This is a genomic window from Acidimicrobiales bacterium, assembly GCA_035316325.1.
In the GTDB taxonomy this organism is placed as follows: domain Bacteria; phylum Actinomycetota; class Acidimicrobiia; order Acidimicrobiales; family VFJN01; genus DASXTK01.
On the sequence record DATHJB010000136.1, the window covers coordinates 1 to 16,163 of the forward strand.

At 74.0% G+C, this 16,163-nt stretch carries 14 protein-coding genes; 4 read left to right on the forward strand and 10 right to left on the reverse strand.

Annotated elements, in window-relative coordinates:
* Positions 1 to 200 precede the first annotated feature (200 nt).
* The 3 genes from VK611_18095 to VK611_18105 all read right to left on the reverse strand — a co-directional run bounded on the left by VK611_18095 (position 201) and on the right by VK611_18105 (position 4,763).
* Entirely contained in the window at positions 201 to 1,217 is a 1,017-nt protein-coding gene (locus tag VK611_18095; protein ID HMG43248.1) for an acryloyl-CoA reductase, read from the reverse strand.
* 10 nt (positions 1,218 to 1,227) lie between these two features.
* On the reverse strand, positions 1,228 to 2,541 hold the full coding sequence (locus VK611_18100; protein ID HMG43249.1) for a response regulator transcription factor: 1,314 nt from the start codon (positions 2,539 to 2,541) through the stop codon (positions 1,228 to 1,230).
* Between the two features lie 119 nt (positions 2,542 to 2,660).
* Positions 2,661 to 4,763, reverse strand: a complete 2,103-nt coding sequence (locus VK611_18105; protein HMG43250.1) for an acetate--CoA ligase family protein — start codon at positions 4,761 to 4,763, stop codon at positions 2,661 to 2,663.
* Between the two features lie 80 nt (positions 4,764 to 4,843).
* Between VK611_18105 and VK611_18110 the strand changes: the two genes are divergently transcribed.
* Together VK611_18110 and VK611_18115 are read left to right on the forward strand one after the other, a co-directional pair.
* Complete coding sequence (locus tag VK611_18110; GenBank protein ID HMG43251.1) at positions 4,844 to 5,677, forward strand: enoyl-CoA hydratase/isomerase family protein; 834 nt, start codon at positions 4,844 to 4,846, stop codon at positions 5,675 to 5,677.
* A gap of 120 nt (positions 5,678 to 5,797) precedes the next feature.
* Positions 5,798 to 6,232 carry a Zn-ribbon domain-containing OB-fold protein gene (locus VK611_18115; protein HMG43252.1) on the forward strand — a complete coding sequence of 145 codons (435 nt, stop codon included), beginning with the start codon at positions 5,798 to 5,800 and terminating at the stop codon, positions 6,230 to 6,232.
* A gap of 6 nt (positions 6,233 to 6,238) precedes the next feature.
* On the opposite strand, the gene VK611_18120 is transcribed toward VK611_18115, so the two are convergent.
* From VK611_18120 to VK611_18150, 7 genes are read right to left on the reverse strand one after another with little or no spacing between them, the layout of a single operon-like run.
* Positions 6,239 to 7,771, reverse strand: a complete 1,533-nt coding sequence (locus tag VK611_18120) for an AMP-binding protein (protein ID HMG43253.1) — start codon at positions 7,769 to 7,771, stop codon at positions 6,239 to 6,241.
* The gene (locus VK611_18125) at positions 7,771 to 8,916 is read right to left on the reverse strand and encodes an acetyl-CoA acetyltransferase (protein HMG43254.1); all 1,146 of its coding nucleotides are present in this window, start codon (positions 8,914 to 8,916) and stop codon (positions 7,771 to 7,773) included. Before VK611_18125 ends, VK611_18120 begins: the two co-directional genes overlap by 1 nt.
* A complete protein-coding gene (locus tag VK611_18130; protein HMG43255.1) occupies positions 8,913 to 10,094 on the reverse strand; it encodes an alpha/beta hydrolase in 1,182 nt (393 codons plus the stop codon). The genes VK611_18125 and VK611_18130 overlap by 4 nt, the downstream gene beginning before the upstream one ends.
* A 27-nt stretch (positions 10,095 to 10,121) precedes the next feature.
* Positions 10,122 to 11,156, reverse strand: a complete 1,035-nt coding sequence (locus tag VK611_18135) for an acyl-CoA dehydrogenase family protein (GenBank protein ID HMG43256.1) — start codon at positions 11,154 to 11,156, stop codon at positions 10,122 to 10,124.
* 13 nt (positions 11,157 to 11,169) lie between these two features.
* Positions 11,170 to 12,342 carry an acyl-CoA dehydrogenase family protein gene (locus tag VK611_18140; GenBank protein ID HMG43257.1) on the reverse strand — a complete coding sequence of 391 codons (1,173 nt, stop codon included), beginning with the start codon at positions 12,340 to 12,342 and terminating at the stop codon, positions 11,170 to 11,172.
* A complete protein-coding gene (locus tag VK611_18145) occupies positions 12,333 to 13,496 on the reverse strand; it encodes a phosphotransferase family protein (protein ID HMG43258.1) in 1,164 nt (387 codons plus the stop codon). The genes VK611_18140 and VK611_18145 overlap by 10 nt, the downstream gene beginning before the upstream one ends.
* Entirely contained in the window at positions 13,493 to 14,581 is a 1,089-nt protein-coding gene (locus VK611_18150; GenBank protein ID HMG43259.1) for a TIGR03857 family LLM class F420-dependent oxidoreductase, read from the reverse strand. Before VK611_18150 ends, VK611_18145 begins: the two co-directional genes overlap by 4 nt.
* Positions 14,582 to 14,695: 114 nt before the next feature.
* Between VK611_18150 and VK611_18155 the strand changes: the two genes are divergently transcribed.
* On the forward strand, positions 14,696 to 15,616 hold the full coding sequence (locus VK611_18155; protein HMG43260.1) for an SDR family NAD(P)-dependent oxidoreductase: 921 nt from the start codon (positions 14,696 to 14,698) through the stop codon (positions 15,614 to 15,616).
* Positions 15,613 to 16,161, forward strand: a complete 549-nt coding sequence (locus VK611_18160) for a hypothetical protein (GenBank protein HMG43261.1) — start codon at positions 15,613 to 15,615, stop codon at positions 16,159 to 16,161. The genes VK611_18155 and VK611_18160 overlap by 4 nt, the downstream gene beginning before the upstream one ends.
* Positions 16,162 to 16,163 lie beyond the last annotated feature (2 nt).

Genomic DNA, 16,163 nt, shown 5'->3' on the forward strand with positions numbered 1-16,163 from the left:
GTCATCGACCATGGCGACGCGACGGACCCGTTGAGCAGCGAACATCGACTCCAGTCCGGCCCTCTCGCACCCCATCCTCTCGAGATGCAAACCGCCACAAGCGGCGCTACCAGTCCCGAACCAGGACACAGACCGGCACCAACCGGCACACCCACCACCACCACCACCACCGAAACCCCAAACTGAACGGCATTGGCGCGCTAGGTCGGGCGCGTGTCGACCACGACCCGGCCGGTCACCTCGCCGCGCAGGATCGCGTCGAGCACGTCCGGCAGGCCCGCGAGGGAGACGTCGTGGCCGATCTCCGCGAGCCCCGACGGTTCGAGGTCGCCACCGAGGCGTTGCCAGACGGCACGACGGCGGGCGATCGGGGTCTGCACCGAGTCGACCCCGAGAAGGGCGACGCCACGGAGGATGAAGGGCAGGACCGTCGTCGACAGCCCGGCGCCGCCGGTCAGCCCGCTCGCCGCGACCGCGCCGCCATAGCGGATCCTGGCGAGCACGTTGGCCAGCGTCGTCCCGCCGACGCAGTCGACCGCCGCGGCCCACTGCATCGCGGCGAGCGGCTTGCCGCCCTCGGCCGACAGCTCGTCCCGGGGGATCACGGCCGTGGCCCCGAGCGAGCGCAGGTAGGGCTCGGCATCGGCCTTGCCGGTGCTGGCCACCACCTCGTAGCCGCGCGTCCCGAGGATGCCGACGGCCATGCTGCCGACGCCGCCGGTCGCGCCGGTCACCAGCACCGGCCCGTCCGCCGCGGTCAGGCCCCGCTCCTCCAGGGCGACCACCGACAGCGCCGCGGTGAAGCCCGCCGTGCCGATGACCATCGCCGAGCGCAGGTCGAGGCCGTCCGGCAGCGGGACGATCCACTCGGCGGGGACCCGGGCTCGCGCCGCGTGGCCGCCGTGGCGCGCCACACCGAGGTCGTAGCCGTGGGCGATGACCGGGGCACCGACCGCCAGCCCGCTGCCGGCGGGGTCGACCACCGTGCCGGCCAGGTCGATGCCCGGGACCAGCGGCGAGATCCTGGCCACGCCGCCCTTGGCCGTGGTGGCCAGGGCATCCTTGTAGTTGACGCTCGACCACTCCACCGCGATCAGCACACCGTCCGGGGGTAGGTCGTCGAGCGCCAGCGTGGTGACGGCCCGTTCGACGGCGCCGTCCTCTCCCGCGGTCGCGGTGAACGCCGTGAACGTGGTGATGTCGTCGGGTGCCGGCATGGTCCCGACGCTAGGTGGCTGGCCGTGTCCGCTCGATGTCGTCGACCGCCAGGGCGAACACGGCGCAGGCGGTGCGGACGAACGACGTCCCCACCGGGTCGAACGGTTGGCGAGCCCGCCGGCACAGGCCCAGATGACCCCAGACCTGGTTGTCGCAGACGATCGGGAGGAACAGGCACGCGTGCTGCCCGGCCGCGGCCAGCAGCCCGGCGCTGGCCCCGTAGCTCTCCGCCATCTGGCCGATGTCACCGAACTGCACCACCTCGCGGCCGAGCACGCTCTGGGCACTGGCGAACGAGGGTTTCAGCGGCACGCCGGTCTCGACGCTGGCCAGCCACTCGGCCGGCATCTTCTTGGCGACGACGAGCTGCATCTGCGCGCCAGCGACGCGGAACAGGGCCATGCCGTCCGCGTAGCCGGTGGTGTCGAGCCCGTCGAGCAGGCACTCGGCGGCGGCGGCGATGTCGTCGCAGCCCTGCAGCCCGGTGGCCAGCTCCTCGAGCGCCTGCAGCAACGGCGCGACGTCGGTGCCCTCGACCACGGGCTCGGCCTCGTCACCCATCTCGGTGACGTTGCGGATGAACCGATAGCCGGTGCCGCGCACCAGCGCGATGAAGCGGGGGTCGCGGGGGTCGTCGCCGAGCTTGCGGCGCAGGCGGTTGACGAAGATCCGCAGGGTGTTCCGGCCGTCGGAGGGGAACCAGCTCCACACCCGCCGCACGATGGTGTGGGTCGTCAGGGCCTGCTGGGGATGGGTCATCAGGAACGTCAGCAGCGCGTACTCCGTCGGCGACAGGTGGAGGCGACCGCCGTCGAGCTCGCACTCCTGCGACCAGAGGTCGACCTGCAGGCCGGCCGCACTGAGGTAGCGAACGCCGCGTCCCCAGCCGTGGTCGGAGCGCCGCAGCAGGGCGACCACACGGGCGAACACCTCCTCGGCGCCACTCGAGGGATCGACGACGCCGTCGACCCCCGCGCCGAGCAGCGACACCACGCTGCGCGCCGAGGGGTTGGCCAGGACCACCATCGGCGCCATGGTGACCGGCCTCGTGGCCTCGACGACCGACCACACGGTCGCCTCGTCGCCGGCCACGAAGACGAGGGAGACCTTCTGGATCGAGGCCAGCCAACGGGCCCGTTCCGGGCCCTCGGCGCTGGTCCACGACCAACCCCGGGCGTCCATCCACGCCACGACGCCGGTCGAGTCCCACACGGCGCTCGGACCGACGAGGAGCACGGGCTGCTCGGGTGCCACCTCTCGCCGCAGCTCGGTGGGCGTCGCCGGCCGGCCGGCCACCTCGAGTACGCGTGCGCTGGTCGCCACGGCTACCCCCCTCGATCGCCACCGACTCGCTCGACGTCTCCGGCAGGAGCGTCGCCGACGAACCTGACGGAAGTGTCAACACTCTACCTGGCGTCGGTGGTCAGGGCACCGGTGGCGGGTCAGCGCCGGGTGGCGACGAGGAGGGCGTCGACGGCGACAACGCCCTGCCCGGTGACGATCAGGGGGTTGAGGTCGGCCGTGTCGAGCCACCCACTCGTGCGCCGCCAGAGCTCCGCCACCGCCTCGACCGCTTCGACCAGGGGTGGGGCCACCCACGTCTGCTGGCCGCGGAGCCGATCGAACAGGGCCTCGCCGGCGACCTCGGCCACCAGCGCCGCAGCGTCGCCGGGTGCCAGTGGCAGCAGCCGGCCCCCCACCCGCCGGGTGACCTCGAGCAGCACCCCGCCCCCACCGAACAGGACGATCGGGCCCAGGTCGGCTCGGGCGTGCAACCCGACGAAGGCCTCGCCGTGGCCTTCGACCCTGGCCTGCACCACGACCGTGGGCGGCACCTGGTGGGCGTGCGCGATGTCCCGCAGGTGGCGCGCGACGGTGGCGACGTCCTCGGCCGCCACGTCCGTCCGCACCGCGTCGAGCTCGGTGCGGTGCGGGACGTCGGCCAGCTTGACCACGAGCCGATCGCCCAGCTCGTGGAGCCCGGCAGCGGCCTCGGTCCCCGGCTCGAGGATCCGGTACGGCGCCACGGGGATGCCGACGTCCTCGAGCATCCGTAGCGCGGCCCCGAACGGGACGATGGGGCCCGCCGGGGTCTCGATCAGCTCGGGCAGCGCCGTCGCCGACGCCCCGGCCGCCCGAACGGGGGCGGTCACCCGGGCACCGAGGCCGGGCGGTGCCGCGCCGGCCACCTGGTCGAGGGCGCGGAGGGCGCGGTAGGTCGACCGCAGGCCACGGCAGAACGCGACACCCTCCTTGCGGAGGTCGACGGTCCAGTCGCCGAGCGCGGTGGCCTCCACCGGGGTGACGATCAGCGGTATCGATGCCCGGGCCGCGACCGCCGCGAACGGTTCGAGCAGGGTCCGGCTCCAGGCCTCGTCGCCCTCCCCCGCCCACCAGCACAGCACCAGCGCATCGACGGCGTCGGCCTGCGCGTACCGTTCGAACAGCTCCTCCAACAGATCCCGGTCGCGCATGACGAACCCGGTCATGTCGAGCGGGTTCGGGGCCCCGTCGCCCGGCACCTTCTCACGGACCCACGGATCGAGCTCGTCCAGCGACGGCAGGTCCACGCCTTCCGCCGTGGCCACATCGGCCGCGACGCCGGCCACCCCACCGGAGGAGGCGACGACCGCCACACCCCGCAGGGGACGCCACCGCTCGGGCGGCAGCTGGGCCAGCAGCTGCGCCATGTCGAGCATCTCGTCGACATCGCCGGCCGTGAGCACGCCGGCCTGCCGCAGGACCACGTCGTAGACCCAGCTCTCGTCGGCGATCGCGCCGGTGTGGGAGCGCATGATCTCGCGCGACTGCGCGGTGCGCCCGAGCTTGAACGCGATCACCGCCTTGCCGGCGCGCCGCACCCGGTCCACCGCGGCGAAGAACCGCTCGGGGGCGCGGACCTTCTCGATCACCAGGCAGATCACCCGCGTCTCCGGATCTTCGGCCAGGACGTCCAGGTAGTCGGCGAGCCCGCACACCGCTTCGTTGCCCGACGACACGGCGAAGCTGAAACCGAGTTGGCGCTCACGTCCCGCGGCCAGCGACGACCGGACGAGGAAGCCGCTCTGCGAGACGACCGCGACCCCACCCGGCCGGAGCGAGATGCGCCCCCCGGTGAACAGGTTGACCCGCTGGGGCACGTTCAGGAAGCCGCTGCAGTTCGGGCCGACGATCGCCAGGTCGGGGCCGGCCGCCGCCACCAGGCGGTCCTCGAGGGCACGGCCGCGGGCGCCCAGCTCGGCGAACCCTCCCGCGGCCACGACCACGCCGCCGCAGCCCAGCGCGGCGGCCTCGGCCACCACGTCGACGCACCGTTCGGCGCTCACCAGCGCCAGCACGGCGTCCACCGGACCTCCCAGCGACGACAGGCTCGGCGCCGCCGGCCGGCCGTACACCGTGTCGCGGTTGGGGTTGACGAGCTGCACCTCGACCCCGGCCTCGAGCATCGGCAGCACCGCGTTGTCGGACATGCCGAGCCTCTCGCTCGCGCCGACCACGGCGACGGTGGCGGGCGACATCAGGCGGGTCAGGTTCGACCGTTCCACAGGCTCCGCACGCTAGAGCCGGTCCCCTTTCAGCACCGTGTCCGCTGCGAGAGCTAGAACTGGCCTCCCGGGAGGAGCCCATGGAGCTCGACGAGATCAGCTACGAGAAGGCCGACGGTGTGGCCGAGATCACCCTCGACCGTCCGGCCCAGCTCAACCCCATCTCGGCGCGGGCGGGCGGTACGCGCGACCAGATCCTCTGGGCCCTGCGCGACGCCGAGGACGATCCTGACATCGGCTGCGTGCTGCTGAAGGGCTCCGGTTCGGCGTTCTCCGCGGGTGGCGACCTGACCGGCAACGCACGCCGTGACACCGCCTACGAGCAGAACGAGTTCCTCGAACGGGTGGAGACGTTCCACCGCCGGCTCCGCGGGGCGCGGCTGCCGGTGGTGGCGGCGGTCCACGGGTACTGCCTCGGGGCGGGCCTCCAGCTCGTCACCTGCTGCGACCTGGTCATCGCCGCCGAGGGCGCGAGGTTCGGCGTCCCCGAAGGGCGCATCGGGCTGGTCGGGGCCAGCCCCCTGGTGTCGATCGTCGGCCGCCAGTGGGCCAAGTTCCTGATCCTCACCGGCGAGCTGATCGACGCATCCCGGGCTCGGGAGATCGGCCTCGTCCTCACCGTCGAGCGCGACGACGAGCTCGTCGAGCGGGCCCGCGACCTGTGCCGGCGGCTCACCCGCCTCCCGCGCGAGGCGTTGCTGCTCAACAAGCGCACCGTCGACGCCATCGCGGAGGCGGCCGGGGATGCAGCCGGCCGCACCACGGGCGACGCCCGCGACGCGATCACCCTCGGCGACAGCGCCAGCGCGAGGGCTCCCGACGGCCGGACCTTCCGCGACATCATCGACCGTGAGGGCACGGCCGGGATGAAGGCCGCCCGCGACGCCCAGTACACCGAGCCCTGGTTGCGCTGACGGCGACGTGTGTCGACGCCGTGTCGACGGCCCCTCCGACCTGTGGCACCGCCGGGCGGTCACCTAGCTTCGGTGTGCCCTGCCCGACGGACGCGACGGGGCGCGCAGGAGGGACGATCGATGACGGTGACCACCGAGATGGCTGACGGCCCCCGCTTCGACCTCCCCACGATCGAGGCCGAGAGCCGGCCGTTCTGGGACGCGGCCCGCGAGGGTCGTCTCCTCATCCGCCGCTGCGACGCGTGCGGGCTGGCGCACCACTACCCCCGGCCCTTCTGCCCGTCGTGTTGGAGCGAGGACGTCGTCTGGGAGGAGGCGAGCGGGCGGGCGACGCTCTACACCCACTCGACGGTCCACGTGAACGACCTCCCGCCCTTCGCGGCACGCGTGCCCTACGTCGTCGCCGCCGTCGACCTCGAGGAGGGCCCCCGGGTCATGACCAACGTCGTCGACTGCGACCCCGCCGACCTGCGGATCGGCATGGCGGTCGAGGTGGGCTTCCGGGAGCTCACGCCGGACATCACCGCACCGGTGTTCCGGCCGGCACCGGGTTGAGCGGGCTCAGCCGCCGGGCGCGTCGGCCATGGCCCGCAGCGCGGCCTTGTCGACCTTGAGCATGGCGGTCAACGGCAGCGCGTCGACGAAGACCACCTCGTCGGGCACCTTGTAGTCGGTGAGGTGGCGGCGGCACCAGGCCTGCAGCTCGGTCGCCTGCGGCTGTGGGGCGTGGGCGTCGGGGACGACGAAGGCGACGCCGATCTCGCCGATGACCGGCGCCATGACGCCGACCACGCTGGCACCGGCGACGGCCGGGTGCTCGACCAGCACGTTCTCGACCTCGAGCGGGTACACGTTGTAGCCGCCCCGGATGTACATGTCGGACGCTCGCCCGACGAGCACGAGGTTCCCGTCGGCGTCCCAGCGGCCGACGTCGCCGCTGCGCAACCATCCGTCGGCGCCGAGCACCTCGGCGGTGTGCTCCTCGTCGCGCCAGTACCCGCGCATCGCACCGGCTGAGCGCACGTGCACCCTGCCGGCCTCCCCTGCCGGCACCGGCCGACCGGCGCCGTCCCTCAGGTCGACCTCCACCCCGGCCTGGGGACGGCCGACGCTGTGGAACAGCGCGTCGGGAGGGTCGCCGGGTTCGGTGCCGGTGATCGACGGGGCCTCGGTCATGGCGTAGCGCACCACCGCCGGGCAGCCCAGCTGCACGGCCATCCGCTCGACCAGCTCGGGCGTCGGCGGGGCGGTCGCCGTCACGCACAGTCGCAGCTGGGAGCGGTCGGCCTGGGCAAGCTGCGGATGGTCGAGGGCCTTGGCCCACTGGGTCGGCACCGCGCCCGCCACGGTGATCCGCTCGTGGTCGAGCAGCCGCACCGTGTCGTCGGCCGACCAGGGCGTCGGGCTGATCACGATGGTCGTGGCCCACGCCAGCTGCTCCCAGACCTTGGCCATGTAGCCGGCATGTGCGAACGGCGTCGACGACAGGCGGCGGTCGAAGGGTCGGCTGAGCACGCCGGCCGAGTCCACCGCAGCGTGCAGGGCCGGGTGGTCGAACCACGCGCCTCTGGGGAGGCCGGTCGTGCCGCTGGTCCAGATGATCACGACGGGGTCGTCGGGCCGGGCGCTCGCCGGCCGGGCCGGCAGGACCGGCCCGGCGCACGCTGCGGCGAGGTCGGCCCGGGCCATGACCGGCGCGTGCGCCGGCAGCCGGGCGAGGGGCAGCTGCTCGTCGCGGATGACCAGCACCGGCTCGGCCCGGTCCACGATGGCGGCGACCTCGCGGGGCCCGAGCCGGGTGTTGATGCCGGTGACCACCGCTCCCATCCGGACGGCGGCGGCGTAGCAGACGGCGTAGTCGATGCAGGGCGGCAGCATCAGGGCGACCACGTCGCCTGCCCGGACGCCCCGCTCGGCCAGCGTGGCCGCCAGGGCATCGGCGGCCCCGATCCAGTTGCCGAACGTGATCCGCCGTCCGTCCTCCACGTAGGCCTCGTGGTCACGGAGCTGGACCGCGGCGGCCTCCATCGCCTCCCCGAGCGTCGCGAAGCTGCCCCGCAACGGGGATTCGACCGGGTCCGACGCCGGCGGCATCAGTCGGCGCCCAGGATCATCGTGCCGCACGAGCAGAACCACCCGCCGGTGCCGCTGACACAGGCCAGCCGGGCGTCGGGCACCTGGCGCTCGCCGGCCTCGCCCCGCAGCTGGCGCACCGCCTCGACGAGCAGGAACAGCCCGCGCTGGCCGGGGTGGCAGGCACTGAGGCCGCCGCCGTCGGTGTTGGTCGGCAGCTCGCCGTCGACGCGCAGGCGGCCTCCCTCGACGAAGGACCCGGCCTCACCCGGCGCGCAGAACCCCAGGTCCTCCAGCGTGATCAGCAACATGGAGGTGAAGGCGTCGTACAGCTCGGCGACGTCGATCTCGTCAGGGGTCACCCCCGCTCGCTCGAACGCCAGCCGCCCCGACACCGCCGCGGGCCCGCTCGTGTAGTCGGACCACTGGCCGAGCGACACGTGGGAGGCGTGCTCGCCCGTCCCGAGCACCCAGACCGGGGGCTTGGCGAGGTCCGTCACCCGGTCGTCGGCGACGAGCACCGCCGCCGCGCCGCCGTCGGAGCGCAGGCAGCACTGCAGCTTGGTGAAGGGGTCGGCGATCACCGGTCCGGCCAGCACGTCGTGGACCGTGATGGGGTCGCGCACCTGGGCCTCGGGGTTGAGCGCCGCGTTGGCCCGGGCGGCCACCGCGATCTCGGCGAGCTGCTCCACGGTCGTGCCGTACTCGTGCATGTGCCGCCGCGCCGCCATGGCGTACTTCGAGATCAGGCTGATGCCGAACGGTGCCTCCCACTGCTGCGGGCCACGCGATCCCCAGTCGAGGTTGGCCGTGCGCAGGCCCCGCCGGAGGTCGGAGCGGGCGGTCGATCCGTAGGTGAGCAGCACCACGTCGGCATGGCCCTGCGCGATGGCGTCGGCGGCGTGCGCGGCCATGACCTCCCACGACGCGCCCCCGACGCTGGTGGAGTCGAGCCACCGTGGTCGCAGGCCGAGGTACTCGCCCACGTCGATGGGCTCCAACGTGCCGAGCGCGGTGGAGCACAGGCCGTCGATGTCGGCGCGGACGAGGCCGGCGTCGGCCAGCGCCCGCCGGGACGCCTGGGCGGCGAGCCCGTAGGGCGTGGTACCGTCGACCCGCCCGACGTCGGACAGCGCCACACCGGCGACCGCCACCCGCCGGCTCACGCCGCACCGCCGACGGCCCGCTCGACCCATGCGGCCAGGGCGTCGAGCGCCCGGTCGAGGATGTCGGGCCGGCCCTCGAAGTAGTGGGTCGCCCCCTGCAGCTCGACGATCTCGCGCGGTGCCTTGACCGCGGCCTCGTACATCTCGCGCCCCATGTGCGGGAGGACGGTCGGGTCCGCGGTCGGCGACAGCACCAGGACCGGGGCCTCGACCTCGGGCAGCCAGCGGAGCGAGTCGCCGAGCGAGTGGTCCACCGACCACTGGTTCAGCCACGACCGCAGCGTCGTGCACCGCCCGATGCCCGCCGGGAGGTGGTTGGCCACCGCCGGCGGCCCCCACAACGACGTGCCCACCTTCCGGTCGCTGGGATCGATCGCACCGTCGAGCATCCGCAGGTCGGCCGTCGTGCCCGGCACGACGAAGGCCAGGTCGTCCAAGCCCGACGGGCGGTGCCCCGGGGCCTCCACGGCCCGGAGCTGCGCCGCGGCCCAGCGCGAGATGCGCCGGTTCCGGTCGAGCTGGGCCCGCCGGTACCGCTCGACGAACTCGGGGCCGTAGGGCGGGCCGTTGCCCGGGTCGTACATGTCGAGCGCAGGGTCGCGCTCGAAGGGCTGGTGCTCGTCGACGATGGCCGGATCGAGCCATTCGGTGCAGAGCCGGGCCCGCGACGGGTGGGCGTTGAGCAGCGCGACGGCGTCGGCCGGGGGTAGCTCGGCCCGGGTGAGGTCGGGCCCTCCCCCGGGCGGGTCGGACACCGACGGTGACTCGGCCTGCGCCTGGTAGTAGGGGACGATCGATGCGCCGCCGGAGTTGCCGACGACCACGACCCGTTCGTAACCCCTGGCGCGCAGGTGACCCACCATGGCGCCGATGTCGAGCAGGCAGTTCTCCATGATGAGCGCCGTGTCGTTGCCGACGTAGCGGGTGGTGAGCCCGATGCCGGCCAGGCCCCGGGCCGCCAGGCCGGGCAGGGCGTAGTGGCCGAGGAAGTTGGCCGAGGGGTGGCAGATCATCACCGCGGCACCGGGCCGGGTGCCGGCCGGGCGCACCTCGCTGGCCCACACCGTGCGGGCCAGGCGGGCCACCCCCGAGTAGACGTCCACCCGCGCGCGAGCCACCTGGGGCGCGGCGAGCAGGTTCCGCTCGATGCCGATCGGCACAGCTGTCGTGGTGGGCACGCAGGGCCTCCGTCTCGTCGTCGTCCGTCAGTGGGCCGCGGGCAGGGCGACCAGGTCGGCGAGGTGGTGGTAGCGGTCGCCGAAGAGCCGGCCGAGCAGGTGGGCGCGCTTGAGCAACCGGTGGGCTCCGTGCTCCCACGTGAAGCCCATCCCGCCGTGCACCTGGATGTTCGCCCGGGCGTTGCGCAGCGCGGCATCGCCGGCGACGACCTTGGCCGACGCCACCTGGAACGCCGCGTCGTCCAGGCCCTCTTCGACGGTCAGGGCGGCGAGGAACGTCTGGCACGCGGCGGCCTCGGCCCGCACCGCCATGTCGGTGCACGCATGCTTGACCGCCTGGTGCACGCCGATCGGCCGGCCGAACTGGATCCGCTCCCGGGCGTGCCCCGCACCCAGATCGCGCGCCGCCTCGGCCACCCCGCTCAACATGGCGGCCACCAGCACCGCGCCCCGCTGGAAGGTCGGCTCGACCTCGCCGGGCACCCAGGCGAGCGGGCGGACGTGCGGGGCACGCGCCGTCGCCATGCCGGTCCCGGGATCGAGGCAGGCGACGGGCTCCATCGCCTCGAGCGCCGCCGGCTCCACCAGGGCTGCGCCCTCCGGGGTCGCGACCAGCACCAGCTCGGCCCCGGCGCAGTCGTAGAGGTCGAGCTCGCCGGCCACCTCCTCGGCGGTGCACCGACCGTCACGCAGCTCGGCCAGGCCGACGACGGCCGCACCGCCGAGGATGGCGCCCGCGATGTCGGCGACCCCGGCGGCCACTGCGACCCGGGCACCCAGCACGGTCGGCAGGAACGGCCCCGGCGCCAGGTGCCGGCCGACCTCCCGGAACACCAACGCCTCCTCCGCCAGCCCGTAGCCGACGCCGCCCGCCGCCGGGTCGAGGCCGAGGCCGAACCACCCCAGGCCCGCGCACCTCGCCCAGAGCGCCCGGTCGAGAGGTGGGGGCCCCGCCGCCGGGTCCGGCGCGGGGCCGGCGGGCGGGGTGGGCAGCTCGGCGGCGAGCAGGGCCGCGACCGCGGCGACGATCTCGTCTTGTTCCGGAGAGGGAAGCAGGTCCATCGACGGTCCTTCCTCAGCGGGGCAGCCCGAGCACGCGCTCGCCGATGATGTTGCGCATGATCTCGGAGGTCCCCCCGGCGATGGACAACGAGTACGACTGCAGGTAGTCGTGGAGCCAGTCCCGCGACGCGCCGGCCGGACCACCGCGCAGTCCCTCACGCCCGATGATGTCGAAGGCGAGCCGGTACACGCGCTGCGCCGTCTCGGCGTAGAAGAGCTTCAGGATCGAGCCCTCGGGGCCGGGCTCGGTCCGCCGCGCGTTGCGCGAGACACCGGCGTAGGTCATCGCCCGGAGGGCGGCGACCTCGGCGCGGGCGGTGGCCAGCCGGCGGGCGATCTCGTCGTCCTCGATCGCCGGCCGCCGGCCGTCCGGACCGATCCGTTCCCTGGCCAGCTCGATGAGGTGCTCGACGGTCTCGGCCAGGTTCACCTGGCTGGCGGTGAACGCCGTGCCGCGCTCGAAGGACAGGGTGGACATCGCGACGCTCCAACCGTCGTCGACGTCGCCGACGACGTTGGCGAGCGGGATCCGCACCTCGTCATAGAACACCTCGGCGAAGTGGCGCTCGCCGTCGATGGTGGCGATCGGCCGGACCTCGATGCCCGGGCTGTGCATGTCGCAGATCACCCACGTGATGCCCTTGTGCTTCGGCGCGTCCCCGTCGGTGCGCACCAGCAGCTCCTGCCAGTCGGCGAGGTCGGCGAAGCTGGTCCAGACCTTCTGGCCCGTGACCACGAGCTGGTCGCCGTCGACCGTCGCCCGGGTCTGGAGCGAGGCGAGGTCGGATCCGGCCCCCGGTTCCGAGAAGCCCTGCGCCCAGACGACCTCACCGCGGAGGATCGGCGGGAGGTGGGTGGTCCTCTGAGCTGCGGACCCCCGGGCGATCAGGGTCGGACCGGCGTGGCTGTTGCCGACGAAGCAGGTGTCGATGCCGGGGAGCCCGAGCTTCGCGTACTCCTCGTACCAGATGACCTGCTGCAGCAGCGACAGGCCCCGCCCGCCGTTCTCGACCGGCCAGTTGACGCCCGCCCAGCCGCCGTCCCACTGCGTGCGCTGCCAGGCGAGGTCGAACTCGCGCATCGGTGTCCCCCCGCGCGGCCGCGGTCCCGACGGAGCGTTCTCGTGGAGCCAGGTGCGCACCTCGTCGTGGAAGGTCGCGTCGGCGGGCGAGACCTCTAGGTCCATGCGGCCCTCTTCGGAGGGATCGGCGGGATCGCGTGGCGGTGGGCCAGCCAGTCCCGCGACAGCTCCGGGAGGGGGAGGCCGAGGTCGCGGGCGAGCACCCGCGTGATGGCGTTGTCGTGGCCCAGCCGGGTGTCCGGCGCCAGCCGTCCCTGCCCCACCCCGATGTCGGCCTGGCGGATCACCGTCGTCGCCGTGAACAGCGCGGCCAGGGTCTCGAACCAGCCGACGTCGTCGACCGGGCGGCCGGACCGCTCGCGGTAGCGGGCGATGGTGGTGGCCCGGTCGGGGAACCCCGCCAGTCGGTCGACGCCGCTCGCCTCGGTGAGGAGCTGGTCGAAGAACAGCCAGTGGCCGAGGTCGAGGCCGGCGGGCCCGATCGTCGCCAGCTCCCAGTCGATGGCGGCTGCGACCGACAGGTCGTCGCGGAAGATCATGTTCCCGACGCGGGCATCGCCCCAGACCAGCACCGGTTCGCCCGCCGACACCGTCGGGGCGGTGGCCACGACGTGCTCCAGCGCCGCGTCGGTGACCGGGAACGCCCGCCCACCGGTCACCCACCGGTACCAGCGCGCCAGCCGCTCGACGTGGCCGGCGAGGTCGGTCTCTTCACCGTCGGGCTCGAGCAGGAAGGCATGGGCCGACCGCCAGTCGACCCGATGGACGGCGACGAGCGTGTCGAGCGCGCCACTCCACAGGCGCGCCCGCCGGCCGGCGGTGAGCGTGGGCAGCCAGCCGACGGTGTGGATCGACGGCTTGCCCTGGGGGACCGTCCCGGCCACCCTCGCCATCACGAAGAACGGCACGCCGAGCACCCCCGGGTCGGGCTCCGCCCCCAGCACGGGCGGCACGGGGACCCCGGAACCGGCCCCCAGCGCCTGCAGGACCCGGAACTCGCGCCCGACGTCGGCGTCGAGGAAGATCTGGTTGGCCCGGGGCTGGCAGCGCAGCACATAGCGGCCCGTGCGATCCCGTCTCCCCTCGCGCCAGCTGACCGAGAACAGCACGGTCTCGCTGGATTGGCCGGCGCCCGGCGAGGCCAGCTCCGACACCTCGACGCCGTGCACGGCCGCCGGCCGGTCGGCGGGCAGGCGCTCGGCGATCCAGTCCCGCAGGGCGGCCCGCACCCGCTCGGGGTCGTCCAGGGCCGTGGTCACGCCGCCCGCCCGTCCTCGAACGCGGCGACCACGCCGGCGAGGTCGTCGGCCGTGCTGCCGTGGAGCACGAGCTCGTCGGCGCCCGCGTCGAGGTACTCGTCGAGCCGCCTGGCGCACGCGGCGGCGTCGCCGACGGCCGACGAGGACGGCAACCAACGGTCCGGCAGCGTGCGGCCCAGCGCCACCATCTCGGCGCGGCGCAATGTCCTGGCGGCCGAACGGCCGCCCAAGCCGGCCAGAGCCGGCTGGCTGCGATACCGGGCCAGCGCGGCGGGGTCCCAGCCGTTGGCACCCACGAGCGCGTCGCCGAGCCCCTCCACCTGGAGGTACCCCGCGGCCCGGGCGCCCACCGCCACCGCGACGTCGCCGGCCGGGCGGTCGGGCGCCACCACGACCGTGGCGTAGCAGCGCAGGGCCGCCGGGTCACGGCCGGCGGCGCGAGCCGCCTCGTGCACCGCGGCGACCGATCGGCCGACCGCGTCCGGCGTCAGGAACGGGTGCAGGATCACGCCGTCGAAGGCCCGTCCGGCGACGGCCAGCGTCCGCGGGCCGACGGCGGCGAGCAGCACGGGCGGCGGTGGCACGTCGGGCCTCTCGCCGAGGCGCAGCTCCGGGAAGTGGCCCGCCGGGCCGTCGTAGCTCACCGTGTCGCCCGCCCACAGGCGACGGAGGACGTCGACCGTGTCGGCCAGGACCCGCGACGTCGGCTCGGCCAGCCCGTAGGCCCGCCACCGCCACGACGCCGAGCGGCCGAAGCCGAGCAGGAACCGGCCGCCCGAGAGGTCCTGCAGCGTCTGACCCATCGACGCCAGGGCCATCGGGTGCCGGGTGCCGACGTGGGTGACCGCGGCCCCGATCCGGGCCCGGTCGGTGACCTGGCTGAGGGCGCCGGCGAGCGACGGCAGGTCCTTGGTGTCGTAGCGCTCACCGATCCACACCGTGCCCAGCCCCAGGGCCTCGGCGGCCCGGGCCTGGCCGACCGCCCGGCGAGGCGAGCGGGTGCCACCCGGCAGCACGTAGCACCCGAGCTGTGACGCGGGCGCCGACGCCTCCGCCTCCGAGCTGTCGGTCACGGTCTCGACCACTGGCTCGGACCGTACGTCCCACGCGATTTCGGTGGCCTGTCGGCCCGACATGGCCCCCCTTCCGGCGCAAACGACCAGTGGCTTGACGATAGCGTCAACTTCTAAGGTATGACCATGTCCGATCGACTGTGCGAAGGCCGCGTCTGCATCGTCACCGGCGGTGGCCGCGGCATCGGCCGCCAGCACTGCCTCGAGCTCGCCCGGCAGGGTGCCCGGGTCGTGGTCGTCGATCCCGGGGTGGGCATCGACGGCGGCACGACCTCCGAGGACCCGGCCGATGCCGTCGTGCGCGAGATCCACGAGAACGGTGGTGAGGCCGTGGCCGACCAGGGCTCCGTCGCCGACTGGACCGCGTGCGCCCGGATGGTCCGTGACACCGTCGACCGCTACGGACGGCTCGACGCGGTGGTGAACAACGCCGGGATCCTGCGCGATCGGATGATCACCTCGATGAGCGAGGACGACTTCGACGCGGTGATCTCGGTCCACCTCAAGGGCACCTTCCAGATGACCAGGCACGCCTGCGACCACTGGCGGTCGGTCGCCAAGTCGGGTGGTGACAGCCGGGGACGGATCGTCAACACCACGTCGGGGGCGGGGCTCAAGGGCAACATCGGCCAGGCGAACTACGCGGCCGCCAAGGCGGGGATCGCCGCGCTCACCCTGGTCACCGCCATGGAGATGGCCCGCTACGACGTGACGTGCAACGCCGTGTCGCCCGTCGCCCTGACCCGCATGTCCGCCACGATCTCGGCCGACACCGGGCCCAACGTGTCCGACGACGGCTACGACCCGCTCCACCCTCGGACGACGTCGGGTCTGGTCGCCTACCTCGCATCCGGTGCCTCCGGTTGGCTCACCGGCCAGGTCCTCCGCGTCGAGGGCGACACCGTGATCCGGATGGCGGGCTGGGAGCAGACGGCGCACCGCTACACGTCCCGGTCGGGCGGCTACCTCGAGGCCGACGAGCTGGTCACCGGCATGCGCCAGGCCTACGGCGCCTTCCCGACGGGCCTCTTCTCCGCCCTCAAGTGACCCCCTCGACCGCGCCGGTCCTCGTCCTCTGCACGGGCAACGCCACCCGGTCGGTGATCGCCGGCGCTGCGCTGGCCGCCCGCCTGCCGCAGGTGCCGGTGGTGACCGCCGGGACGTTGGTGATCGAGGGCCTCGTACCGTCACCGCGCACGCGGACCGCGCTCGCCGCGGTGGGGCTCGAGGCGGCCGGCCACCGCAGCCACCAGGCCGGCGGGGCCGATCTCGTGGTGGCCGATCTGATCATCGGGCTGGCGCCGGAGCACGTCGAGTGGGTGCGTCGCGAGCACCCCACGGCAGCGCCTCGGACGGCGACCTTGAAGCGGCTGTGCCGTGACCTGGTCGCGGGGCCGACGCCGCTGACCGGCCGGATCGCTGCCCTCGGTCTGGAAGCCGTCGAGCTCGCGTCCTGGGAGGAGGTCGCCGACCCCGGCGGCGGCGAGACCGACGCCTTCGTCCGCTGCGCCCACGAGATCGTCCACCTCGTCGATCGGTTGGCGCGGTCGCTCGGCCAGCAGAGCAGCGGCACACCCCCGGACGCCGCCTGACG